The organism is Parabacteroides sp. AF17-3, from assembly GCF_003635445.1.
GTDB classification, from domain to species: Bacteria; Bacteroidota; Bacteroidia; order Bacteroidales; family Tannerellaceae; genus Parabacteroides; species Parabacteroides goldsteinii.
Window position 1 is genome coordinate 26,237 of sequence record NZ_QTMM01000013.1, and the last position, 26,624, is coordinate 52,860.

At 41.7% G+C, this 26,624-nt stretch carries 17 protein-coding genes; 8 read left to right on the top strand and 9 right to left on the bottom strand.

The genetic code is table 11. The features are described 5' to 3' along the window. Positions 1 to 168: 168 nt before the first annotated feature. Both DWW91_RS17220 and DWW91_RS17225 read left to right on the top strand, forming a co-directional pair. A complete protein-coding gene (locus tag DWW91_RS17220) occupies positions 169 to 1,251 on the top strand; it encodes a sensor histidine kinase KdpD (RefSeq protein WP_224264474.1) in 1,083 nt (360 codons plus the stop codon). Next, a complete protein-coding gene (locus DWW91_RS17225) occupies positions 1,245 to 1,946 on the top strand; it encodes a response regulator transcription factor (RefSeq protein WP_010800342.1) in 702 nt (233 codons plus the stop codon). The genes DWW91_RS17220 and DWW91_RS17225 overlap by 7 nt, the downstream gene beginning before the upstream one ends. On the opposite strand, the gene DWW91_RS17230 is transcribed toward DWW91_RS17225, so the two are convergent. After that, positions 1,947 to 2,432 carry a GNAT family N-acetyltransferase gene (locus DWW91_RS17230; RefSeq protein ID WP_007653762.1) on the bottom strand — a complete coding sequence of 162 codons (486 nt, stop codon included), beginning with the start codon at positions 2,430 to 2,432 and terminating at the stop codon, positions 1,947 to 1,949. Positions 2,433 to 2,621: 189 nt separating this feature from the next. Continuing rightward, positions 2,622 to 3,563: a malate dehydrogenase gene (gene mdh / locus DWW91_RS17235; protein WP_007653761.1), complete on the bottom strand. Its 942-nt coding sequence runs from the start codon at positions 3,561 to 3,563 to the stop codon at positions 2,622 to 2,624. A gap of 572 nt (positions 3,564 to 4,135) precedes the next feature. Between mdh and DWW91_RS17240 the strand changes: the two genes are divergently transcribed. Next, positions 4,136 to 6,802: a SusC/RagA family TonB-linked outer membrane protein gene (locus DWW91_RS17240; protein ID WP_233584517.1), complete on the top strand. Its 2,667-nt coding sequence runs from the start codon at positions 4,136 to 4,138 to the stop codon at positions 6,800 to 6,802. A 12-nt stretch (positions 6,803 to 6,814) separates the two neighbouring features. After that, entirely contained in the window at positions 6,815 to 8,440 is a 1,626-nt protein-coding gene (locus DWW91_RS17245; protein ID WP_122328431.1) for a RagB/SusD family nutrient uptake outer membrane protein, read from the top strand. 66 nt (positions 8,441 to 8,506) lie between these two features. On the opposite strand, the gene glgP is transcribed toward DWW91_RS17245, so the two are convergent. Both glgP and DWW91_RS17255 read right to left on the bottom strand, forming a co-directional pair. Then, on the bottom strand, positions 8,507 to 11,077 hold the full coding sequence (glgP, locus tag DWW91_RS17250) for an alpha-glucan family phosphorylase (RefSeq protein WP_010800339.1): 2,571 nt from the start codon (positions 11,075 to 11,077) through the stop codon (positions 8,507 to 8,509). A gap of 88 nt (positions 11,078 to 11,165) precedes the next feature. Beyond that, positions 11,166 to 12,824, bottom strand: a complete 1,659-nt coding sequence (locus tag DWW91_RS17255; protein ID WP_007653756.1) for a glycosyltransferase — start codon at positions 12,822 to 12,824, stop codon at positions 11,166 to 11,168. 126 nt (positions 12,825 to 12,950) lie between these two features. Between DWW91_RS17255 and DWW91_RS17260 the strand changes: the two genes are divergently transcribed. The 3 genes from DWW91_RS17260 to DWW91_RS17270 are packed head-to-tail and all read left to right on the top strand — an operon-like array spanning position 12,951 to position 14,578. Continuing rightward, positions 12,951 to 13,241 (top strand): hypothetical protein, encoded by a 291-nt coding sequence (locus DWW91_RS17260; RefSeq protein ID WP_007653753.1) that lies wholly within the window; start codon positions 12,951 to 12,953, stop codon positions 13,239 to 13,241. Then, positions 13,241 to 13,786 carry a lysophospholipid acyltransferase family protein gene (locus tag DWW91_RS17265; protein ID WP_046147772.1) on the top strand — a complete coding sequence of 182 codons (546 nt, stop codon included), beginning with the start codon at positions 13,241 to 13,243 and terminating at the stop codon, positions 13,784 to 13,786. The genes DWW91_RS17260 and DWW91_RS17265 overlap by 1 nt, the downstream gene beginning before the upstream one ends. Before the next feature lie 9 nt (positions 13,787 to 13,795). Continuing rightward, complete coding sequence (locus DWW91_RS17270; protein WP_007653745.1) at positions 13,796 to 14,578, top strand: amidohydrolase; 783 nt, start codon at positions 13,796 to 13,798, stop codon at positions 14,576 to 14,578. Positions 14,579 to 14,744: 166 nt separating this feature from the next. On the opposite strand, the gene dnaK is transcribed toward DWW91_RS17270, so the two are convergent. Then, positions 14,745 to 16,661, bottom strand: coding sequence for a molecular chaperone DnaK (dnaK, locus tag DWW91_RS17275; protein ID WP_007653744.1), 1,917 nt, complete (start codon positions 16,659 to 16,661; stop codon positions 14,745 to 14,747). Positions 16,662 to 16,907: 246 nt separating this feature from the next. Here dnaK and DWW91_RS17280 point away from each other — a divergent pair, with 246 nt between their 5' ends. Next, positions 16,908 to 18,302, top strand: a complete 1,395-nt coding sequence (locus DWW91_RS17280; RefSeq protein ID WP_122328432.1) for a putative oxidoreductase C-terminal domain-containing protein — start codon at positions 16,908 to 16,910, stop codon at positions 18,300 to 18,302. A 50-nt stretch (positions 18,303 to 18,352) separates the two neighbouring features. On the opposite strand, the gene DWW91_RS17285 is transcribed toward DWW91_RS17280, so the two are convergent. The 4 genes from DWW91_RS17285 to DWW91_RS17300 all read right to left on the bottom strand — a co-directional run bounded on the left by DWW91_RS17285 (position 18,353) and on the right by DWW91_RS17300 (position 26,527). After that, positions 18,353 to 19,489, bottom strand: a complete 1,137-nt coding sequence (locus tag DWW91_RS17285; protein ID WP_122328433.1) for an ATP-binding protein — start codon at positions 19,487 to 19,489, stop codon at positions 18,353 to 18,355. An 899-nt stretch (positions 19,490 to 20,388) separates the two neighbouring features. Beyond that, entirely contained in the window at positions 20,389 to 21,558 is a 1,170-nt protein-coding gene (locus tag DWW91_RS17290; protein ID WP_233584514.1) for an alkaline phosphatase family protein, read from the bottom strand. Between the two features lie 58 nt (positions 21,559 to 21,616). Then, a complete protein-coding gene (locus tag DWW91_RS17295; RefSeq protein ID WP_046147776.1) occupies positions 21,617 to 23,164 on the bottom strand; it encodes a SusD/RagB family nutrient-binding outer membrane lipoprotein in 1,548 nt (515 codons plus the stop codon). Positions 23,165 to 23,176: 12 nt separating this feature from the next. After that, a complete protein-coding gene (locus DWW91_RS17300) occupies positions 23,177 to 26,527 on the bottom strand; it encodes a SusC/RagA family TonB-linked outer membrane protein (protein WP_122328435.1) in 3,351 nt (1,116 codons plus the stop codon). Positions 26,528 to 26,624: the final 97 nt, after the last annotated feature.

Consider the following 26,624-nt stretch of genomic DNA (forward strand, 5'->3'; position numbering starts at 1 on the left):
ACTATTCATTGGTATTATGCGATCTAACCATTATATCATAAATGAGTAATCAAAGATGTTTTTTTGGTTATATTTGTATCTATTTTGTAGTATATGAAAGTTGCGAGCATCATCCTTATAGTAGGTTTCCTGTCAATCATTATAAATCAGGGGATCTGGATTTATAATATGAAGAAAACTTATTATGAAGATTACTCCCTGTTTTTCAACAACCTGTTGAATATCTATGTCCAACAGGAGAGAGTCGGCTCTTTGCCTTTTGATCTGTTTGAAATGGATAAATATTTGCAAAAGCGTTTGGATGCGCTCAATCTTATGTTCATCTATAAATTAGAGCTATATGAAAATGGGCGGATGGTCAATACTATCGGATGCGATGTGAAAAAAGAAGATGATTATGTTTATATCTCTCCGTGTATAAAAATTTCTGATGCTTTATCTTTGCAATGTTCGACAGTTATTCCCTCCTCTTTTATTATAGGGAAAATGAAAAGAATTAATGATATCTCATGTTGGGCAATGGTGATTAGTATCGGATGTCTGATTTATTTGTTGCTTAATATATTGAAAAGAGAAAAGATGTTGAAATCGAATATGTTGGCTATATATGGAACCATACATGATTTGAAATCTCCTTTGAATTTAACTTATCTGCTCATTTCCAGATTTGCAGGTAAAGAATGCGATGAGGCGAAGAAACAGTCTTTTTTGAATTGTAAAGCACAATTGTATACATTGAGTAATGCGATTGAAACTTTATTATCAGTTTTGAAAATGAGAGATCTACCAATTTCATATAAAAAAGAATATGTTGATTTGGTAGGATTGATAAATTCCGTCGTAGGTAATTTATCTAGACTCTACTCTGATAAGCATTTTGTATTATCAATAGAAAATGAGTTGACAACCGAATGGGTTAATGTAGATCCTTTTTACTTGGGAAATTGCATTACAAATCTATTGGATAACTCATTAAAGTATTCCGATGAAAATGTGGCGATTGAGATTTTTCTTGAAAACAGTTCTGATGAATATACTATTACAATAAAAGACACGGGATGGGGGATACCTGCCAAACTTACAAAAAAACTTTTTATCCAATCTTGCAGAGGCGATCACCACAATCAGCCTAGGGGGCATGGTTTGGGATTGTTATATACAGCTCGGGTGATAAAGGATATGGGGGGCTCTCTCGCTTTTCAAAGTGTAGAGGGGAAAGGTTGTACATTTTTTATAACGTTGCCATGCTAAATACAGACAAAAAAATAAAAGTAATAGTTTTCGATGATGATATTTTGTTAGGAAATATGATCGTGTCTTTTTTAAAAGAGGAAGAGATGGAGGCCATTTTTCAATCGTCTTTATATGGAGCAGTAAATGCAGTTCTTTCTTTTGAACCCGATATAATAGTGTTGGATGTTGAAATGGGGGAAGATAATGGGATTGAGTTTGCTTCTGAGATACAGTCCCGTGGTATTACAATTCCTATTTTATTTGTTTCGTCGCATGTTAGAGGATATGAGATTGCTCAAGGTATAGAGGCTGGTGGAAAAGTATATATTAAAAAGCCGTTTGATATGGAAGAACTGATTGTCTACATCCGGCAATATGCCTGTTTTCCAGGACCTTCATGCTTGGTTCCTTTTGGCAGGTTGCAATTGAATAAGGAGACTCGCGATTTGCTTGTTGACAATAGACTGATAAAGAAGCTTAGTAAAACTGAATATCAAATATTGTTATTGTTAATAGAAAAACAAGGCGAAGTGGTTTCCCGTAATTGTTTTTATAAGGAAATTTGGAATGATTGTGATCTTTATGAAGCTAGCTTGAATAATTTTATATCGAAATTGAGAACTCTTTTGCTAGTGGATGATAGCCTGGCTATTAAAACATTGCCGGATATAGGATATATGCTTTCTATTGCCAAAAGAGAAATTGTTGAGTGATTACTCAATAATCAGCTCATAGTCGGCCACATCCAGCCAACGGTCGAATTTGCGGCCTACTTCATGGAAGCTGGAGACTTGTTTGAAGTGTAGCTTTTCGTGTAGTTTTACACTGGGGGCATTGGGGATGGTGATGCAGGCAACCAGCACATGAAATGAGCGGTTGCGGCAGTCTTCGATCAGTTGGTTCATTAATGACCGGCCGTATCCTCTGCCGGGATAGTCGGGATGCAGGTAGATAGTCGTTTCTACGGTTGTGTTGTAGGCTTTTTTGGTTTTCCATTCGTGGGCATAGCAGTAACCGATAACTTTCCCGTCTTCAACGCAGACCCATGCCGGAAAGTTTTCTATGACGGGAGCCAGCCGCTGACGCATTTCCGCTTCGGATGGAACTTCCGTATCGAAGGTGATTACCGTGTTATTCACGTAGTGGGCATAGATCGCAACGATCTCGGCGATATCATGCAATGTCATTGGACGGATCATAATACTTTTTGAGGTAAAGATAATGATAAAATAATAAAGGCTCCTCCATATTTTTCCGGTATGGAAAAGATATGTATTATGTATCTGTAAAAAAGGTAAAATCAAAGTTATATATATTCTCATAAAAAAAGAGGATAACCTCTATGGAGCTATCCTCTTTACTATATAATCAACGAGTTTGTTTCTTGATTATAAAGCACCTACTTCTTTCAGTGCAGCGTTTGTTCCCTTAACAGCGGCAGCGCTCTTAGCGAACAATTCTTTTTCTTCAGCTGTCAGTTCCAGTTCAACGATCTTTTCGATACCGTTTTTACCCAGGATAACAGGAACGCCGATACAAAGATCTGATTCGCCGTATTCTCCTTCCAGATAAACTGAACAAGGAACCATTTTGCACTGATTGTGGATGATAGATTCAACAACGAATGCTCCTGCTGCACCCGGTGCATACCATGCAGAAGTACCCAACAGTTTTGTCAGTGTAGCACCACCAACCATAGTAGAAGCAACAACTTCCTGCAATTTTTCAGCACTCAGCAGTTTGCTTACAGGGATACCTTTGTAAGTAGCCAGACGAGCCAACGGAATCATTGTAGTATCACCGTGACCACCGATTACCATACCTTCTACTTCGTTAGCATTGCATCCTAATGCCTGAGACAGGAAATATTTGAAACGAGAGCTATCCAATGCGCCACCCATACCGATGATACGGTTTTTCGGCAAGCCCAGAGATTTCAATGACAGGTAAGTCATTGTATCCATCGGGTTAGAGATAACTACGATAATTGCATTCGGAGAATATTTCAGGATGTTCTGAGCTACACTCTTCACGATACCAGCGTTTACACCGATCAACTCTTCACGAGTCATACCCGGTTTACGGGGAATACCTGAAGTGATAACAACAACATCAGAATTTGCTGTTTGAGCATAGTCGTTTGTGCAACCTACAACTGTAGTATCGAAACCCAGCAGCTGAGCTGTCTGCATCATATCCATTGCTTTGCCTTCGGAAACGCCTTCCTTAACATCAAGCATTACAACTTCGTCTGCCACTTCATTGAAGGCAAGAACATTTGCGCAAGTAGCACCTACATTACCGGCGCCAACAACTGTTACTTTAGACATAATAATAAGTTTTATATGTTATTACTTATAATAATACTTTCTTTTTTAACGAGGACAAAGGTACAATGTATTGCTGAATAAAGAAATATTTCCGTAAATAATTTATTTGCGAGGACTATTAATTATCACTAAATGGGGGACAGGGGGAAGGCTTGTTTAGAAAGAATGGACTCGCTTCTGATACTATTTGAGTCATCGTAAGAAATTCCCCACTTTTTTTATTTGTGTGGGGAATTTTCCCCCTATAGGAGGGGAATAATCCCCATTACAATGGGGGAATATCCCCATAGCAGTGGGGATATGTTATAGTTTAAATTCATATCTGATTAATTCTGAACCTGCCAATACAAGTAATATTACAGAAATAAGCATTGATTTAAAAACATTTATTATATTTATGAACAATCGCTTGCGGTCGGTAGTTTTTATTGAAAAGGGGTTCACAATCTTAAATCGATATGCATATGGTTAAGTTCTATTCTTCTTTATTCATATTTCCGATATTTTTATTAGCTGTCCGGGGGATTGAAGGGCAGGCGCAGGTCGCTCCGTTACCGACGGATACATTCAGGATGGTTGTGCCTGATTCCATACGGCTGGATGATGAGATAGCCGTTGGATATGCAACGGGGAATCAGCGGACCATGTCCGGTTCTGTTGATAAAGTTTCCGAAAAACGTATGAACAAGGGATTTGTCTCCAGTTCGCTGAACGCTTTGAGCGGACAGGCGGCGGGGGTCAGTATCTCTACCGGAGCAAACAGGGCGGCTGCACTGAGTGCTGTCCGGGTGAGGGGAACGACTTCGCTGACCGGAGGGAACGACCCGCTGGTCATTATCGATGGCGTTTCTTCCGACCTGAATACGCTTAGTTCCATTTATCCGGCGGATATCGAGAGTTTCACTATCCTGAAAGATGCTTCCGAGACGGCACAGTACGGTTCGCGTGGTGCTTCGGGGGTGATCGAGGTGGCGACGAAGAAAGGGAAAGGCGGCGCTTTCAGTATCAGTTACGATGGTAGTTTCGGGGTGGAGGCTGTCTATAAGAATATGAAGATGCTGTCGGGAGACGATTTCCGGGCGGTGGCTTCCGAACGTAATATCGACATACTGGATCTGGGTTATAATACGAATTTCCCGGATGAAATAACCCGGACCGGGATTGTGCAGAATCATCATATAGCTTTGGGAGGAGGCTCTGAAACGTCCAACTATCGTGCTTCCCTCGGTGTTATGGACCGGGATGGCGTGGTACGGACAAACGATTTCCAGAACTTTACCGTTAAACTGGATATCGCCCAGCGTGCTTTCAATGATCGGTTGAAGATAGACCTGGGTGTCTTCGGTTCCCTGCAAAAGAACCGTTATCTGAATGATATCCAGAAGACTTTCTATTCGGCTGCCGCGTTTAATCCGACATTCCCGAACCATCGGGACGAGCAGACCGGAGCATGGAACGGGGTAACCAATGCCAGTCAGATTACCAATCCGCTTGCCTGGCTGGAGGTGAAAGATGATGATTCGAATGCCCATTTCAATACCCATCTGAAGTTTACGGTCAATCTGAGCAAACAGGTTAAGTTTTCAGCCTTCGGTTCCTATACATATAATATAATAGATAACTCCCAGTATCTGCCGACCACGGTATGGGCGCACGGACAAGCCTATAAAGGAGAGAGGAAAATGGAAGACCTGCTGGGTAATCTGTTGCTGAGTTATTCGAATGATTGGGGAAAGCATCACCTGGATGCACTTGGACTGGCGGAAGCTCAGAAGAATATCCTGACCGGATTTTATACGACTGTTACGAATTTCTCAACGGATAAATTCGGATATAATAATTTGCAGGCAGGGGCCGTACGTCTTTGGGAGGGAACGAACTCTTATTATGAAGACCCACGGTTGAGCTCTTTTCTGGGACGTGTCAACTATATGTATGCCGGAAAATATGTGGCGACGGTCAATGCCCGTGCGGATGCTTCCTCCAAAGTCGGCAAGAATAATAAATGGGGGTTCTTTCCTTCTGTCTCGGCTGCCTGGATAATCACGGAGGAGGATTTTATGAAACAGTTCACTTTTCTGAATAATCTGAAACTGCGTGCCGGCTACGGTCTTTCCGGTAATCAGGATGCGATCGATTCTTATAACTCCCTGCAACTGGTGAAACCCAATGGCGTGGTATCGGTAGGAGGCAGTCCGACGGTAACGATGGGCGTAATCCGGAATGCCAACCCCGACCTGAAGTGGGAAGTAAAACGTACCGTGAATGCAGGTATAGATGTCGGTTTCTTCCGTAACCGTCTGTTGATGACTGTCGATTATTATCATTCGAAGACCAGCGATATGCTTTATCTTTATGATGTGAGCGTTCCGCCTTTTGCCTACAATAAACTGTTGGCAAACCTCGGTTCGATGCGGAATAGCGGTGTCGAACTGGGTTTCGGCGTTACTCCCTTGCAAACGAAAGATATGGAATTGAGCATCAATGTCAACGTTACTTTCCAGCAGAACAAACTCCTGTCCCTGAGCGGTATGTACAAAGGCGAACAGATGTCGGCACCGGAATATACCAGTATCTCCGATCTGAATGGCGCAGGTTTCCACGGAGGTTATAACCATATCGTCTATCAGATTGTCGGACAGCCTTTAGGTGTCTTTTATCTTCCTCATTGTACCGGGCTGACACAGCAGGAGGATGGTAGTTACAGATATGAGATTGCCGACCTGAATGGCGATGGTGTGAATCTGGAAGATGGCGAAGACCGTTACATTGCCGGACAGGCGACTCCCAAGACGATGCTGGGATCGAATATCAGTTTCCGCTACAAGCAGTTCGATGTCTCTTTACAGATAAACGGAGCCTTCGGGCATAAGATATACAACGGGACTTCCCTTACTTATATGAATATGGGCAGTTTCCCCGATTACAATGTGATGCAAGGTGCTCCGGAACAGAATATAAAGGATCAGACGGCAACGGATTACTGGTTGGAGAAAGGTGATTACATCAACTTTGACTATCTGACCGTGGGATGGAATGTCCCGCTGGGCAAGTGGAAGAAATATGTGCAGAACCTGCGGTTGTCCTGTTCTGTCAATAATCTGGCAACGATCACCGGCTATTCCGGCCTGACTCCTATGATCAATAGTTATATTGTGAATAATACGCTGGGGATAGACGATAAGCGGAATTATCCGGTTTACCGTTCTTATACGGTCGGTTTGAGTTTTCAATTTTAATAATTAGTAGTGATGAAGAAGTTAGTTTTACTATCCTATATTTTGTGCGGTTTTACTTTTCTTTCCTGTAGTAAGTTCCTGGAAGAGAATCCGCGAGATCAAATTTCGGAAGAGGAAGCCTATGATAATGCCACTTCGGTCTACCTGAACACGGTTGCAACGCTTTATAATTATGTAGGTGGTTACAGCGATAGCCAGGGATTACAGGGAACTTACCGGGGAGTATATGACCTGAATACCTTTACGACGGATGAGGCGATCCTTCCGACCCGTGGCGGTGACTGGTATGACGGTGGTTTCTGGCAAGGTTTGTTTCTGCATAAATGGGGTGTCAGCAGTGATGCCATACGGGCGACCTGGGAGTATTTGTATAAGGTGATTGTGTTGAGCAATAAGTCTTTGGAACGTCTGGACGAATTTTATAAGCAGACGAACAACCGGTATATCCCGGCTTATATGGCTGAGGTGCGTGCTTTCCGGGCCATGTATTATTATTACCTGGTGGATATGTTCGGACGTGTTCCGCTTGTATTGTCGTCATCCACTCCGATGAAAGATGTAAAGCAGAGTACCCGGCAGGAAGTGTTTGAACTTGTGGTAAAAGAATTGCAGGAAGCAGCACCGTTGCTAAGTGCGGAGCGTAGTAACCAGCTCGGTGACTATTACGGGCGTTTGACACGTCCGGTTGCTTATTTTCTGTTGGCTAAACTGGCTTTGAATGCCGAAGTTTACACAAATAATAACTGGACGGCCGGAAGTCAGCCGGATGGAAAAAGTGTGTTTTTTGAAGTCGGCGGTCAACGGTTGAATGCGTGGGAAACCGTGATCGCTTATTGCGATTCCATAACAGCGCTTGGTTATCAGTTGTCACGTACTTATGAAGAGAACTTTTCCGTATTTAACGAAACCTCTGTAGAGAATATCTTTACGATTCCGATGGATAAGAATTTTTATACGAACCAGATGCAATACCTGTTTCGCTCCCGTCATTATAATCATGCGAAGGCTTACGGATTATCCGGTGAGAATGGCTCTGCCGCTACAATTGAAGCGCTCCGGACTTTCGGTTATGATACAGATTCGGTCGATGTCCGTTTCAGTAAATGCTATTTTGCCGGTGTTGTGCTTGATCTGAATGGGGATACCGTTCGGCTCGATACCGGGCAGGTGTTGGAATATCTGCCCTGGAAGGTCGATGTGGATATATCCGGCAAACCGTTTGAGAAGGTGGCGGGTGCCCGTATGAAGAAATATGCAATCGATAAAACGGCGACTAAAGACGGGAAGCTGATGGATAATGATATTGTGCTGTTCCGTTATGCCGATGTTTTGCTGATGAAAAGTGAAGCATTGGTCCGTAACGGGGGAAACGGGGATGCAGAGTTGAATCAGGTCCGTTCCCGTGTCGGAATGCCGGACCGTCAGGCTACTTTAAATAATATACTGGCCGAACGTCAACTGGAATTTGCCTGGGAAGGGTGGAGGAGGCAGGACCTGGTCCGTTTTGGTCTTTTTACACGGACCTATAGCAGCCGTCCGCAGTTACCGGGAGAAAGCAGTGGTTATACGACTGTCTTTCCGATTCCCGAAAATATACTTTCCCTGAATAGAAATCTGACACAGAATCCTGGATATTAAATAAATATGAAAAAAGGATGCCCCCGTTATGGAAGCATCCTTTTTCATATTTGCTATAACTGTTTATTATAACTGAATCCAACGAACATAAGCAAAGTCCATACGGTGAGGCAATTCTTTGTTTACAGGGTAAACACGGAAGCCCATTTTATGAACACCAGCTTCGCTCGGAGTTGTTTTCAATTCAAAGAACAGTTTAGAACCTTCTTCTTTCTTCAGCACGAACGGTTTTGTATAAAGCAATTCAAGCTGATGATTTTCCGAGTTTTCTTTGGTCACAACCACTTCAGCTCCAAGCATTCCCTGAAGGTCTTTGCGGTCGATTACCAGATTGAATGAATATTCTTTGCCGACAACCGGTCCGTCGATAGCCAGATCCTTGCTGCAAGTGAATGATTCAACCTGGAAGCTGTCCCAATGTTCTGCCACTTCTTCTTTCCATGCTGCGATAGCTTTGGCTTCAGCGTAGTTACCTTCACGCAAATGAGCGGAACGGTTAGCCAGTTTGCTGTAGAAACGGCTGATATAGTCGTCCAACATACGTTTCATTGTATAGTCAGGAGCGATCTGAGACATTGAGTTCTTGATATACTGGATCCATTCGGGAGAGTATCCCTTGCTGTTTTTAGCATAGTAAGTCGGGATGATCTCTGTTTCCAATATATGGTAGATCGTAGCGGCATCCAACTGATCCTGATACTGCTGGTTTTCGTAAGTACGCTTGTCGGTCAATGCCCAACCAGCGCCTTCTTTATAACCTTCGTACCACCATCCGTCAAGTACGGAGAAGTTCAGTACACCGTTCATCTCTGCTTTTTCACCGGATGTACCTGATGCTTCCAGCGGACGAGTCGGAGTGTTCAACCAAACGTCGACACCGGCAACCAGGTGACGTGCCAGACGCATGTCGTAGTTTTCGAGGAAGATGATCTTACCCAGGAATTCCGGACGACGTGAGATTTCTACGATATGTTTGATCAATCCCTGTCCGCCGCCGTCAGCCGGGTGGGCTTTTCCGGTAAATACGAACTGGATCGGATATTTTTCATTGTTTACGATCTTAGCCAAACGGTCAAGGTCTGTGAACAATAAGTGTGCACGTTTATAAGTGGCGAAACGACGGCCGAAACCGATCAGCAACGCATTCGGGTTGATCTTTTCAAGGATAGAAACAACCTTTACAGGGTCTCCCTGATTCTTCAACCAGCTCTGTTTGTACTGGCCTTTGATGTATTCGATCAGTTTATTCTTCAGAGTTTTGCGCAGTTCCCAGATATCGTCATCGTTGACGTTCTGGATAGCTTCCCAAAGTTTTTTGTTGGATTGGTCTTCAAAGAATTTTTCACCGAAACGCTGGTGGAAGAAACGTTTCCACTCTGTAGAAGCCCATGTCGGCATGTGTACGCCGTTAGTTACATATCCTACATGCAGTTCATCCGGGAAATATCCTTTCCATACCGGAGCAAACATGCGTTGTGATACTTTTCCGTGCAACCAGCTTACGCCGTTTGCTTCCTGGCAAGTATTCAAAGCGAATACACTCATAGAGAACTTTTCGTTAGAACCCGGGTTTTCGCGTCCCATATCGATAAATTCCTGCCAGCTGATACCCAGCTTACCGGGGAATTCACCCATGTAGCGACCGAACAGGCCTTCGTCAAAATAGTCGTGTCCGGCAGGAACCGGAGTATGTACTGTATAAAGAGCAGAAGCGCGTACAACTTCCAATGCCTGATTGAAAGTAAGTCCGTCGTTCTGGATATAGTTAACCAGACGCTGAGCATTGATCAATGCTGCGTGGCCTTCGTTACAATGATAGATCTGTTTTTTGATACCCAGTTTATCCAGCATCAGGATACCGCCGATACCTAACAGATATTCCTGTTTCATACGGTTTTCCCAGTCGCCGCCATATAACTGGTGAGTGATTGAACGGTCCCATTCACTGTTCTGAGGAATGTCTGTATCCATCAGATACAAAGGAACACGTCCTACGCTTACTTTCCAGATATGAGCATATACGGTTCTGCCTGGGTAAGGTACTTCCAATACCATTGGTTCGCCGTTTGACTGCATTACCTGAGAAAGAGGTAAAGAGTTGAAGTTCTGCGGTTCGTAGTTTGCAATCTGCTGTCCGTCCATAGACAGTGATTGTGTAAAGTATCCGTAACGATACAGGAAACCTACAGCTGTCAGATCGATGTTACTGTCGCTGGCTTCTTTCAGGTAGTCACCTGCCAGAACACCCAGACCACCGGAGTATATTTTCAACACGTTGGTGAGTCCGTATTCCATACTGAAATATGCAACAGACGGTTTAGTAGCATCCGGTTTTACGTCCACATATTTTCTGTAGCTGGCGTAAACTTCCTGGATTTCGGCCATCAATACTTTGTCGGCCTGGATTTCTTCAATACGTTTGAATGATAAGCTTTGGAGTAAAAGCACCGGGTTACCTTCCGTAGATACCCAAAGGTCTTTGTCGATTTTTCCAAATAATTTAGCTCCTTCATGATTCCATACCCACCACAAATTAGTAGCCATTTCGTGTAAGGGTTGTAATGCTTCGGGAAGCATCGAATGTGAATAAACGTCCTTCCAGATCGGACTGTTTGCGTTATTCGCCTTGATTTTCATTATTGTGAGATTTAAAATGATTCAACTTTTAATAAGATGTAAAAAACTGTGGCAAAGATAGAATTATCTTGCTAATTATGAGCTATGTTTAACTGTTTCTTTTAGTTGCAGCTTCCAATGCGTCGCTGAAAGCTTTTTGATAGAAAACAATGAATTTACTCCATTCAGCCTGCTTTGCCAGTTTAAAACAGCGTTTGCGTATTTCTTCAACTTCTTTTTTGTCTTTCTTGACGAGTGAGAGGATTGAAGCAGTGATAGCATCAGCAACATCGAAATAGTTGAAGTCTGTCCGTTCAATAACAGCCACACCTTCGCTGATGTTTTTGCCGGAGACACTTTTTTCCGCCCAAAGGCCGAAGCCGGCCAGATTGGTCGTTACTGTCGGTATGCCAAAGGCAACACTTTCCAGTGGAGTGTATCCCCAGGGTTCGTAGTATGACGGATATACAGTTGCGTCCATACCGATCAGCAGATCGTAATAGGGCTTGTTAAAGATTCCGTCGCGTCCGTCCAGGTAACAGGGCACAAATATTATTTTCAGTTTTTCGGAAGCCTGATTTGTGAATCCTGCGTGTGAGATATAATTTAATACCTTGTCCTGATCCATCAGATTCAGCCAGTGGGTAATAAAAGGCATTTGCATGGGAGAGGTGGTCTGAATATTTTTTTCAATCACCTCTTTCAGGTCGGCGCGTGCGTCGCGGACCCAGGCCGGAACCATCAGGAAGGCAACGACTTCACGTTGCAATTCTCCTGAATTGCGTACACGGTTCATGGCTTCGATGAAGACATCGATCCCTTTGTTGCGGTATTCATACCGTCCGCTGGTCGATACGAGCAATGCATCCGGAGAGATGGGACATCCCAGTAATTTCTCGGCTACATTGATCAATGTCTTGCGAGCTTCTGCACGTTTCTTGGTATATTCTTTTCCTTCGGGAACGAAGTTGGGCTCAAAACCGTTCGGGGTAACAATATCCGGAGCCTTGTCCAGTAATTGCTTACACTCCCGGGCAGTGATATCGCTGACTGTCGTGAAACAGTCCACATGGTGAGCGGTTTGCTTTTCCAGCGAATGTTTGGCCTCCATATTCAGTTCCTTCGCCATCTGGTCGCCGTTGTATCCGTCCATATAAGCATATAATGCTTTGTTGTTGCCGGCAATGGAACGGCCGATAGATGTAGCATGAGTAGTGAACAGGGTTGCAATGGCGGGGATTTGCTTTTTGATATAAAGCGCTCCCATACCCAGCATCCATTCATTGAACAGTGCTGTAACTTTCTTATCGGAAAGATTATAGAAGTTGTAGAAACTTTCAATCACTTTTCCTACTGCATAGGCAAAAATACAGGATTCGTCATAGTCGCCATAAGCGTGCATCGAATCTACCCTGAAGTTTTCCCACATGGAGTAAAAGAAAGCGTCCCGATCACTGAAAAAAGGCTTGAAGTCGATTAATACCACCGGAGGAGTACCAGGTACGTTCCAGCGTCCGACTTTCATTTTTAGTTTGTCAGTGGTTCTTGCATGTTTTTTCCAATCAGCAAACAGAGCATCATCTTCGATAAAGTCCGGAGCGTTAGCGGGTCCCCACACATCAGGTCCGATAAATACCACTTTATCGTTAAACATCTGTTGCAGGGTGTGCGCTTTTGTAGACAGCACTGTGTAGATCCCTCCCACTTTATTACAGACTTCCCAACTGCTTTCAAAGAGATATTCTGGCGTTGTTGTCTTTGTATCCATAAACGATTTTGTTTATAATCAGAGAATTTGAAGCTGCAAAGATACATTATTTTTATCTTTTTTCCTGCGGTGTGAGTTATTTAATAAAGGATTTTGTAGATTTGTAGATATTTTAATGCGAAAATTATGGCTAAAAGAAGAATTTTAAAGAAAGAAATCAGCTATGTAGCAGGTGAACTGTTTTCTGAAGTATTAGTTTGTAAGCTATTTATTCCTGGAGTAGAGGGAGATAAAGCTGATGTTCTGTTGACAAGGATACTGGATATGCAGGATGAATTTATCCGTCGTGCCGGAACTCCGGATGCCAAAGACAACAAAACACTGGTAAAAGAGTATTATCGTAAACTTAGAGTTGATTTGCAGACAGAAGTCGACGCTATTGCTAACGAAATAGGAGAGCTAAGTAAAGAAAAATAATGAAGAAAGCGATCTGTAAGGCACTTCTTCGCATGGCCGGATGGAAACTGGGACCAGTTGGCGAAGATGTGCCTAAATGTGTGATATGCGTTGCCCCGCATACCAGCAATTGGGATTTTATTGTCGGAAAGTTGTTTTATACGGCATTAGGGCGTAACGCCAGTTTTCTAATCAAAAAAGAATGGTTCTTTTTTCCGTTCAATATATTGTTTTCGTGGCTGGGTGGTGTGCCTGTCGACCGTCATCAACGGACTTCGGTAACCGACCAGATGGTTGAGGTGTTTAATAAACGCAAAATTTTTCAGCTGGCTGTGACACCGGAAGGTACACGTAAAAAGGTGGAAGAATGGAAGAAAGGGTTTTATTATATTGCTGAAAAGGCACAGGTTCCTATCATGATCGCTTATTTTGATTATGCAAAGAAGGAAGCCGGGTTTAAAGGATTGTTTTATCCGACCGGGGATGCAGAAAAGGATATTCGTACAATTCGTGAAAGTTACCGGGATGTGACAGCTTGTCATCCGGAAAATTTCGTAAAAGTTTAATTTACTATTATGGCAGACAGCTTACGTATCAGTATGATTCAATCCCATATCATTTGGGAAGACAGAGACGAGAATCTTGGTTATTACGGAGAATTACTCCGGCGTGTGAGTGGGAAAACGGATATTGCCGTACTTCCCGAAACCTTTACAACCGGTTTTTCCATGGAGGTGGAAAAGCTGGCAGATACGATGGATGGCCCGACTGTCCCGACTATAAAGGGATGGGCCGCTAAATATAATCTGGCTGTCGCCGGTAGTTTTATTGCGAAAGAAGACGGAAAATATTTTAACCGTGCTTTCTTTATCACGCCGGAAGGGGACGAATATTATTATGATAAACGTCATTTATTCCGGATGGCTGCTGAAGATAAGCATTTCACCGCTGGCGATAAACGTACGGTAATAAAGTATAAAGACTGGAATATCTGTTTGCAGGTTTGTTATGATCTCCGTTTCCCGGTGTGGAGCCGCAACGTGGATAATGAGTATGATCTATTAATATATGTAGCAAACTGGCCTGAACCCCGTAAAAAGGTATGGAAAGCATTGTTGCCTGCCAGGGCCATTGAAAATATGGCGTATGTGTGCGGTGTGAACCGGGTGGGTATCGATGGTAAAGGGTTTACTTACCGGGGCGATTCCATGATCTTCTCTCCGAAAGGAAAGAAACTGGCAGATGCCGGCAAACGGGAGGAAATAACTCGTACCTGTACATTAAATAAGAGTGATTTGGAGGAATTGCGTGCTAAATTCCCGGCGTGGAAGGATGCAGATGCTTTTTCGATTCTCTGAGTCATAGAGTTATTGAAAAAAAAGAGCGGCTATCAGGAAGAAACCTGGTAGCCGTTCTTTTTAGGAAATACGTAGAGGGTGTGAGTTGTGTTTTGGTAAAAAAAAGCGACTGCCAGAAATTAATCCGACAATCGCTCTTCATCTTATGTGGAAAATGTAATCTATCTTACTTCACTTCTTCGAAGTCAACATCTGTTACGCCACCGTCCTTAGCTCCGCCAGCATTGTTGTTGGCCTGTTGCTGTCCGAAATCAGGTCCCGGTTGTGCACCGCCCTGAGCATTCTGAGCATTGTACATTTCCTGGCTTGCAGCCTGGAATACTGTATTCAGTTCAGTCATGGCAGCATCGACACCTGCAATATCCTGAGCCTTGTGAGCTTCTTTCAGCTTATTCAATGCCGCTTCGATAGGAGCTTTCTTATCAGCCGGAAGTTTGTCACCCAGGTCTTTCAACTGTTTTTCAGTCTGGAAGATCATACTGTCAGCCTGGTTCAGCTTGTCGATACGTTCTTTTTCTTTCTTGTCGGCTTCAGCATTGGCTGCAGCTTCGTCTTTCATGCGTTTTACTTCGTCGTCGCTCAAACCACTGGATGCTTCGATACGGATGCTCTGTACTTTACCGGTTCCTTTATCTTTTGCAGATACGTTCAGGATACCGTTTGCGTCGATATCGAAAGTAACTTCAATCTGAGGTACACCACGCTGTGCAGCAGGTATTCCGTCCAGATGGAAACGGCCGATTGATTTGTTATCCTTAGCCAGAGAACGTTCGCCCTGCAGGATATGGATTTCTACAGACGGCTGGTTGTCGACAGCTGTTGTAAATGTTTCCGATTTCTTAGTCGGGATTGTTGTGTTGGCTTCGATCAGCTTAGTCATCACGCCACCCATTGTTTCGATACCCAGAGACAGCGGAGTAACATCCAACAACAATACGTCTTTTACTTCACCGGTCAATACACCACCCTGAATTGCAGCACCTACAGCTACTACTTCATCCGGGTTAACACCTTTGGAAGGAGCTTTGCCGAAGAATTTTTCAACGATAGCCTGTACAGCCGGGATACGTGTAGAACCACCTACCAGGATTACTTCGTCGATATCGGAAGTACTCAAACCTGCATCTTTCAATGACTGACGGCACGGTTCGATACAAGCCTGGATCAGGCTGTCTGCCAACTGTTCGAATTTAGCACGTGTCAATGTTTTAACCAAGTGCTTTGGAATACCGTTAACCGGCATGATATACGGCAGGTTGATTTCTGTGCTTGTTGTGCTTGACAATTCGATCTTAGCTTTTTCAGCAGCTTCTTTCAAACGTTGCAAAGCCATCGGGTCTTTGCGCAGGTCAACGCCTTCTTCACGAAGGAATTCTTCTGCCAGCCAGTCGATAATCACGTGGTCGAAGTCATCACCACCCAGGTGAGTATCACCGTTTGTTGATTTTACTTCAAATACACCGTCACCCAATTCAAGGATTGAAATATCGAATGTACCGCCACCAAGGTCGAATACGGCGATCTTCATATCTTTGTTGGTCTTGTCAAGACCATAAGCCAGAGATGCGGCAGTCGGTTCGTTCACGATACGGCGAACATTCAGACCGGCAATTTCACCGGCTTCTTTTGTAGCCTGACGCTGAGCATCGCTAAAGTAAGCCGGAACAGTGATAACTGCATCTGTTACTTCCTGTCCTAAATAATCTTCAGCAGTCTTCTTCATCTTCTGAAGAACCATTGCTGAAATTTCCTGCGGAGTGTACAGACGGCCTTCGATATCCACACGCGGAGTGTTGTTATCGCCACGTACTACCTTATAAGGTACGCGGTTGATTTCTTTCTGAACCTGGTCGTAAGTTTCACCCATGAAACGTTTGATAGAAAATATAGTTTTTTCCGGATTGGTGATAGCCTGACGTTTTGCGGGATCACCAACTTTACGTTCGCCGCCTTCAACGAATGCAACGATTGAAGGAGTCGTTCTTTTACCTTCGCTGTTTGCAATAACAACCGGTTCGTTACCTTCCAGTACGGCAACACATGAGTTGGTTGTTCCTAAGTCGATACCAATAATTTTTCCCATAATTTTCTACTATTTTAATTGTTATTATTTTTCGTCTTTGCTTTTTCTCTTGTCGAGTTGCACCAATTAGTATACAAAACGTATGCCAAAGTAACAATGAACGGTTCCGAATTGTTTTTGCTGTCAGAAATAATGACAATACGGCAGATGTTAAAACGATATATTTTTATCTTTGTGGCATAGAAGTGATTCTTGTATAATTTTAGACCGAAGGTGGAGAATATTATTAATTAAATCGTATATAAAATGAAAAACTATCTTGTTTTTACCATGGCTACACTTTTATTGGGAACGGCGTGTTCCTCTAAGAAGGAACACGCAGAAGGGTTTACCGGCGCACCGGGCGAGGTGAAACTGATAACGCTCGATCCCGGACATTTTCATGCAGCACTGGTACAAAAAGTCTCTTATCCACAAGTTTCCAAGGATGTTTATGTGTACGCTCCCACAGGTTTCGATGTAAACGAACACCTGAAGCGTATCGAAGGATTTAACACTCGTGCGGAGAATCCGACACTGTGGAATGAAATTGTTTATACAGGTACCGATTATCTTGAAAAAATGCTTGCCGAGAAGAAGGGTAATGTCATGATTCAGGCCGGTAACAACGGTAAGAAGACAGAATATATAAAGAAGACACTGGAAGCCGGTATCAATGTGCTGTCTGACAAGCCTATGGCAATCAATAGCCAGAATTTTAAATTACTGGAAGAGTGTTTTGATATTGCTAGGCAAAAGAACGTCCTGTTGTATGACATTATGACTGAAAGGAATGAGATTACAACGATGTTACAGCGTGAGCTTTCAACAATTCCGGCGATATATGGTGAACAGCTGAAAGGTTCTCCCGACGAGCCGGCTATCGTAAAGGAAAGTGTGCATCATTTGTTTAAGCTGGTGGATAACAAACCACTGACCCGTCCAGTGTGGTATTTTGATGTAACTCAGCAGGGGGAAGGTATTGTGGATGTAACAACTCACCTGGTAGATCTCGTTCAGTGGGAGGCTTTTCCTGAACAGATCATCGATTATAAAAAAGATATCGAATTGGTCGATGCGAACCGTTGGACAACTTCAATCAGTCCGGAGGAATTTAAGCAGGTGACAGGCACGGATGCTTATCCTGATTTCCTGAAAAAGGATGTGGAGAACGATACATTGAAAGTATATTGTAATGGTGATATCGTATATAAGATCAAAGGGGTAACGGCCAAAGTTTCAGTTATCTGGAATTATACTTTCCCTGAAGGAGGTGGTGATACTCATTTCTCTGTCATGAAGGGAAGTAAGGCCGACTTGATTATCCGTCAGGGACAGGAGCAGGGATATAAACCGGAATTATATATCGAGGCATTGCCTGATATCGATCTGGCTGCTTATGAAAAGGAACTGGCTGCTGCCATGTCGACCGTGGCGGATAAATATCCGGGAGTTGCTTTGGATAAGGTTTCGGATAATGTATGGCAAGTTCAGATCCCTGCAACATACAGGGTAGGGCATGAAGCCCATTTCGGACAGGTGATGGAAAATTATCTGCAATATTTGCAGGACGGAAAATTGCCGGACTGGGAAGTCCCGAACATGATCGCCAAGTATTATGTGACAACGCATGCGTTGGAGATGGCGAAGGCGAAGAAGTAAAGGAAGGCAGGCTATTAGGGAGCGTAGATTGTTTTGGTCATCAGCGCTCCTTAATATTCGGTAGCCAACCAATCGGCAAAGAAATAGTCGTATACACGATAAACACCATCTGTTTGCGTGATAAGGTTTTTCTCCATCAATCCTTTGACTGCCGCTTGTACGGAACTGGCAGAAGGTAAATTGTATTTCTTAATAAAGGCAGAAGATGTTATGCCTTGTGCCTCCTGTTCTTTAGCTATGGCCTGCAGTACCTGTTTTTGCTTGGTTGCAAGGTTTGCTAATATTTCCCGGTAAAGGCTGTCTTGTGTTTGGATAACATTTTTTCGTGCTGTTTCGATCTTATCTGTTTTACACCATTCTCCATGAGCAGTCAGGGCAAATAATTCGTTCATCATCATTTGAACGAACCAGGTATAACCGGCAAACATCGAATAAACTTTCTCAGTAACCGTCCTTTCAATATGTTTCCCACGTTCCTCAAACATACGATTTGCAAACTTGATATAAGTTTCTTGTGGGATAGCTTTCAATCCCATACCTATGGAACTTTGATAGAATGGTTTTGAGGGCGAATTGAACATATTATTCATAAGATGTTGTTTACTACCGGCAAAAATAAACATGGTATGGCTGCATTGCTGAATTTTCGTACGTAGCAGAGCCTCGACATTTTTCTCTTCGTAACCGGCTATTTGCTGAAATTCGTCTATCGCCACAATACAAGGTTTGTCTGCTGATTCTAAATAGTTGAAAATCTCATCCAGTGTGATTTGTGGCGTCTGAATATCTCCCAATCCGATATCGAAGCCGGGTTCTCCCGTCAATGCATCCAGTTTAAATCCAACGCGTAATGAAGTTATTATTTGAAAGAACTTTTCGCTCCAAGACGTTTTCAAAGGTTTTAGTTCGTCATAAATAGATTTTCCCAATAAATAGACAAATTCAGCCAGTGAGGTCGTTGCATAGATATCAATAAAAAAAGTATAATAACTTTCCTTGATTTGTTTCTGACGGAAACAGTGATTTATCAGCCCTGTTTTCCCTAGGCGACGAGGAGAAATCAGAGCTACATTGCGGCCATTCTCAATCTGTTTAATCAAAAAGTCCGTTTCTTGTTCACGATCACAGAAATACTTGTCGGAAATATACCTTCCTACGACAAAAGGATTCGTCACTGCTATATCCATATTTTCTTTTTATTGCAAATGTAATTATTATGTTTATAATAAAAGTATGTTCTTGGGATATTTTAGGAACGTAGTTACTTTATCGGATATTGATTTTACTATATTTCATTAATTTATTATTTATAGCTTTTCTATTCTAATAAATTATATTTATTATCTACAATATCTACAACTATGCTATGATTTAATTGAAAATAAATATATTATATAGTGGTTGCAGGTGAAAATATATCTACAACTAATATCAGTTATCTACCACTATAAGCTTATTTTGTAACTTTTTATTTGTTTTTCTGAAAAGAAGTGCCAGTATTCGCCTGAAGACTGATATTTATATACATCATTATTCTTAGTTATTGAGTGAAAGTAGAATTTACGTTTGTTTCTTGGCAGGCAACGATGGGTGGAGGATAAGGAACGAATAAATAGTTTATTGCATGAAAAACTTTTGTTTTGTACCTGAAAAATTAAAGTTTCTATGTGGTGAAATAAAAGTTTTGTGTCGTATAAACTCTTGTTTCTTCAGCAGGAAACAAATGGAAACAGGTTGGTTGATTCTCTCAAACAGCGTATTCGATGAAGAATAATGTTTATGATGTATCCGGCGAGCAGGAAGATCTTTCGATTGTTAGTTGTAAAAACGGAAAATAGTGGTAGATATAGGTTGGTAATTGTAGATGATTTTTTATCTGCAACAATTATGTAGATAGTTGATAAACAATGGACTGAAGTGTAAGTTGTAGATATGGTAGATAATTTTGAATAATTAATCTTTTTCTGATTCCGATAAATAGAAGAGCCGGGAATCAGATCAAAGGAAAAGAGACATTGAGACACGGATTTAAATTTGTTATTTCGCGTGTCTCAATGTGAAAAAACTACTACTTTTATTTACCGATTTATTGTACCCAACGATTCAAATGATTGTTGGGGGTTTCCAGTAAAAATTTGTAATAGTGAGAATCCGGTAATTGATCGGTAGAAACCACATACATCTGTTTCTTGGCAGGAACTCTCGCGATTTTCTTCCATTGATCTTTGCCACCTTCTTTGTATTGGTTCGTTGAAGAAACATAAATATCCACCATTGCGTCTGGATTGAGGCAATTCCAAGAAAGTGTGACAGAGTCGTCGTAAGGGGAAGTACCCATTTGTGTGATATCTACTTGACCTATAAACGGGATTCCATCCTGTTCCCATTGTACATGTTGCGGAATATTAAATTCCATAAAACGGCAAATGGAAGGGGTTATGTCGACGATGGCCAAGCCCTCTGTGTTAAATCGCTCATTGACAGGTTGGTTAGTCGATATCCAGGTAGTCCGTTCGCGTTTCGACTGGCCGCCATGTCCATGACCATTCTCGCCACGACCATGATCGGTCGTTACTACGATCATCCAGTCTTCGTTAAAATTGGCTTCCCGATACTTCACTGCGTCCCAAATCTTGCCGATCTGTGCATCTGCTTTCTGTGTGTAATCGTCAAAGAAACGTCCGTTTCCTTCAATATGGCCTGCATCGTCCGTATACCATAGATATACCCAACTCAAATCTGCGGCATCCTGTCTTATACCTTTGGCAGCCTGTTCCGTCACATACTCATCGATATCGAAAATGCGCAGGTCTTTCTCCTTTTTCGGGAAACGAAGTGTATCCAAATCATATCCATCGCATATAAAGTCTATCTTCAAATAATTAGTTTCCGGCTTTCCTTCTCCCAACAAGACTGTCCGGTTATCTGTCCAGCTTGAATAAATTGCCGTTTTATACGGTTTAGATTGCTCTTTGGCAATCCGGAAAATCGTCCAATAATTGTAATTAGGCTTCAAATTCGAATTACCATCTACATTATGTTTATTCATCCAGGTAGCTGTAAGTAAATTGGTATAGCCGATTGCTGAAATTGTCGGAGTTTGCGAATAACTTCCAATTTCTCCTCCGGTATAAGCTCGGGCATAAGCTCCTTTGGATGCGATTTCGTCAATAGCTGGTGTGTTTAGACGCTCTATCATGTCGGCAGGAATACCATCAACAATAATAAACACAGCTTTTTTTGTTTTTGCAGCCATAGATATTAAAGAAAGACTGCAAAAAAGTATTATCCATTTGAGTTTCATAAGTCTGTTTTTATTTTAATATCCACATTAATTCATTCCAATCGTCATTACCATTATATTGACGTTGAATCGCTTCTTCCAGGTTTTCGCGGTTAAAATCATACTCCCGCTGTTCATATCTCCATCTCATTGGCATCTTGTCCGGAACGGTATTCATGTTTGTTGACGGATTAACGGGAAGTTTAGGGTATCCGGTCCGACGAAAATCATAATAGCAGGTATAAGTATTATGCATGAACAGGTCCAGATATTTTTGTGTGAGGACTTTATTCAAGTCGTTTTCAAAAGTACTTTCTTTTGCACCTAATTGTAATTCGGGTTTGTCTAAGAAAGACTGAATATAATCGTCTGTTATTTCTCTATTATGCCTGTAAGCGAGAGGTGTGTAAGCAGCGGCGAAATTCATACTGGCTTCAATCCCCTTATGATAATAAGAGTTTGCATCTCCATCAATCCACCCCCTGAGACAAGCTTCCGCTAAAACGAAATTTAATTCAGCATACCCCATTTGGATTGTTGGCTGGCAGTTGTCTATTTCAAAGAAACGGGAATTTATATTTGATATGCTATCGGCAGTGTATAAATCCAATATTTCACTATACACCCGGGATGGGTCAATTCCTAAATAAGCATCCCAGTCTTCGTCGGGTATACCCGCTTTGGTTTGTGCCTTTGCCGGGTTGCAGTAAAAGAAAAGACGATTGTCCTGATATTTTTTCAGAGTATCTATTATTGTTACAGATACTCCCGAGTAAAAATTGAATCGTGAAAGATAAAGAGGATACAGTTGAGAAGATAATGTTCCGTAAACTAACTGGAAATTGTCGGCGTTTGACTCAAATAAAACTTGTTGAGAGACGATTGCCGTAAAGCGTTGTTTAACGTTCAGTTCTGCCTCTTTCTCTTTTTTAGACAAGCTCATCAATATCCTTAACTGCAAAGCAGATACAGCTCTTTTCCATTTTTCAGGATCTCCGCCATACACGAAATCTCCATCGAAATTACGAGTCGCATTGGAAAAATGTGTGTACGAAGCATCCAGGTCATCCAACATTTGTACGAATACTTCTTTTTGGGTATCATATTTCGGTTTGATATTTCCTTCTTCTCCTTTCAATGCATCCGAATAAGGAATATCTCCCAGACTCATCGTTGTGTCATAAAGCCTGAATACTTTAATAAACAGAGCTAGTCCTTGATAAGCCTCCTTATCGACATCCGACGCCAATTCTACCATCTTAAGACAGTTTGTCAGGCTATTGTATACTCCAAATCCGGTTGTGTTTATCCGGTTATACTGGACTTTTCGGCTATCTTCCGCTCCCTCATGCCAACTGATCATTTTGGTGAGGAACATATCGTAAAAATATCCTTTAGGATCAGATTTTCCACCTATTCTCAAGGTCTCTTTCAATTGTCCGGTAGCCAACATTCCCGGAGTTGCGGTAGTTGCAGAATCCGGATTCGTATTAATTTCATCAAATCTGCTGCAGCTATAAGTCATGCATATTACTACAACCAAAAGACAACAGTTGATATATGATTTTATTTTTTTCATGTCATTTCTGTTTTAAAAGTTCAACTTTAGATTCACCCCGACATAACGTACAGACGGCGAGTTTATATTTTCTGTATCGACATCCGGATCCGAAAATTTAAAACCTTTCGCCCATATTAATAGATTTTGTCCTACCAAGGCCGCTTCCGCCCCTTTCACTATATGTGTACAATATTTTTTCGGTAACCGATAGCCGATTGATAATTCCCTTAATTTGAAAAAGGTTTTACTCTTCTTAAAGTTCGATTTAGAAGAACTGCCATTATAAGAACGCATATAAGTTTCATAAGAAACGGCTACATCATTCGGAGCAAAAACACGAGTGTCTTCAAGTATATTTCCGTCAGAATCATACTTGACATCTCCGGAAATAACTTTTACTCCTTCAGCGATATACCCTTCATGGTTTCCGTTTACCACTTCATCATACCGATATTCGTTATCAGAATCGATATGCCGCCCGGAATGCCATAAACGAGAACTCATGTAGTCAAACATATGACCACCGACGCGACCGTCAAACGAGAAGCTCAACGTAAAATCTTTATAATTGAATGTATTTGTCCAGCCCCAGATCCATTTGGGGTTATAACTGCCTGCATAACTGGGGTAAATGCTTTCCTTTGGCATTCCGTTGTAGAGGATCAACTGTCCTTCGGGGGTTCTTTCCCAATCATACATTTCCAGCCAGTTCCAATCTTTTCCGGCTGCCACCCAAGGTTTTTGGGTCGAATATTTTTCGTCAACTTTTGCATAGTAGTACCGATCGGCGGCCCAATTGAATGAAGAATTCCATGAAAAATCTTTTTCTTTGATAATGTCGCCGCTGATTGTAAATTCAACTCCCTGGCTTAGTTGTTCTTCCCCGTAATTTATCAATGTATTTGAGAAACCGCTGGCATAGCTCATGTCGACGTATCGTTGTAAATCATAAAGAAGTTTATGGTAATAAGCCAAGTCGAATTTTAATCGGTTATTGAAGAAATATAAATCCGTACCTATTTCATAAGATCGGGAAGAACGGGGACGTAATGAGACGTCACGAATTGTAGAAGGATAAAAAGCGGCAGTCGTATTACCCCAGTAATTACGTGAAACGCTATACGTCGAATTTATATCATATACTCCGGTCGGATATTTGGTTTGTGCCCATGAACCTCTTATCTTCCAAAAATTGAAAATCTCGGGCAGCGGGGCAAGTTCAGATATAACAAGGCTTCCGGAAATGGAAGGATAGAAATAAGACCGTTCTGATTTTGCCAAAGTAGAAGCCCAGTCATTACGTCCGGTAACTTCTATAAAAACAGCGCTTTTCCAGGAAAATCCGATTTTTCCATATAGACTGTTTATTTGTTCCTTAGTCACGGAAGAAGATGTAGTTGCCGGATCTACGGATGCATTCAATGAAAAAAAGCCGGGCATATTCAAGCCGTTGCTGGTAGCAGATTTTTGTTCATTATTTTCTCTGAAATATAAAGATCCTCCCAGAAAACCATCTAATGTAAAATCTCCCAGTTTTTTATTTGCCAATAACATCACATCATCGGTTGTACTGTATCCTGAATAGTTTGACAAGCTATATCCTCCTTTGCGGTTGCTTCGTGTGCTGATAGGTTCTTTAAACACGTATTTATTTCTGAACGCATCACCTCCTACACGCATAACCAATTTCAACCAATCGGTCAGTTCCAGGCTCATATTCAAACTTCCATTTGTTAGATCTTGATGGCGTTGATTGGTACGTTCATAGGCCAGAAAGTAAGGATTGTCATACCACCAATCATCCATCCAGTTTTGTTCTTCCTGCACTTTTCCTTCTCTCCAGTAATTACGATAATCTCGGATATCATATTCCGCCCCTGTCCAAATAAGCAGATTATACATATAACTCCCCATTCCATAACCGGCTCCATTATTATTTGAGAATATATTTTTATTGTAAGCGATCTCTGCATCTAAATGAAATTTTTTGTAATCCATGACACCGCCCACAGAAAAAGTCAGTTTCTGTTGTTTGGAATTCGGATATTGTCCTTTATTATACACATGGTTCAAAGATGCACGTACACTACCGAACTCTCCTTTTTGCGAAACGCTGATATTGTTGTTGGTGACTAATGCCTGTTCAAGGAAATTTTTGAAATTATCTTTTCCTTTAGAGGTTAAAGGTTGGTCTTCCCATTCATAGGTGGATGGATTATATAGACTGACTACCCGGCCTATATCCAACTTATCTCCCCATACATAATCTCCAGGGGCGTATTTCCCACTTCCTCCCGAACTATATGAGTTTTGCACTTTTGGTAATTTTAAAAAACCAGCATGAAACATTGTATTAGAGTTCACGGAAATATCCAGTCCTTCTTTTTGTGCTTTTTTGGTTGTCACCATAATAGCGCCGTCTCCACCTCTCGAGCCATAAAGTGCCGAGGCTGTAGAACCTTTCAAGACACTGATGGATTCAATATCATCTGCCGGTATATCAGACATGGAGACATTATAATGAGGGATTCCGTCTACTACCAGTAAAGGCGTGCTTCCACGTAAAGTCAAAGTTGGGGCTGCAGCAAATTCCGTACTGTTCTTAATATTCAAGCCTGCAATTTTTCCTGTCAGGGAAGTTGCAACGTTTGCTCCTTTGGCAACAGTCAATTGATCGCTTTTCACTTCCTGAACTGCGTATCCCAGTGCCTTTTGTTCTCGTTTGATGCCTAAAGCAGTAACGACAACTTCGTCTAACAATTCCGTGTCATCTACTAAAGTAATGGAGAGATCCTGTTTTTTATTAATAGTGATTTCCTGTGTGTTGTAACCGATATAGGATATTAGTAAGACGTCACCTTCGACAACTTCCAGCTGGAATTTACCATTGATGTCGGTGATGGTTCCGTTTATAGTGCCTTTGACTAGAATGTTAGCTCCTACAATCTGTTGGCCTTGAGCATCAAGAACTATCCCGGAAATAGTTTTGATCTGTGCTTTGAATAGAGCAATGTGTTTATTGGATATGCGAAAAGAAATATTTCTTTTGCTGCGGAGTAGACTCCGCAGTATTTCTGTTAAATCAAGATTGGTTTCTTGGATGGAAATCCTTTCATTTTTATCAATGTCGGAAGTATTATAAACGAATTTATATCCGGTCTTTTCTTCTATCTCATTGAATATCTCTTCAAATGTTGCATTTTGCTTATTCAGGGAGAGTTTTACTGTCTGTGCATGTATAAATGAAATATTGATAAACAGAAATAGTAAAAGAAGTCCGGTAACACTGATTTTGTGTTTAAAAGTCTGTTTTGATGAGGTATAATGCCCCTTACAGGTAAAATCCTTCTGATTTTGCCTGATAAATGAAATTTTATCCATAATTTTGTATGTATTAATTTAAAAATTAGCAGGTATATATCTGCTGATTAACAATGTAGAATTCGGGAATGGTCTCAACATTCCCAATTCTTTTGTA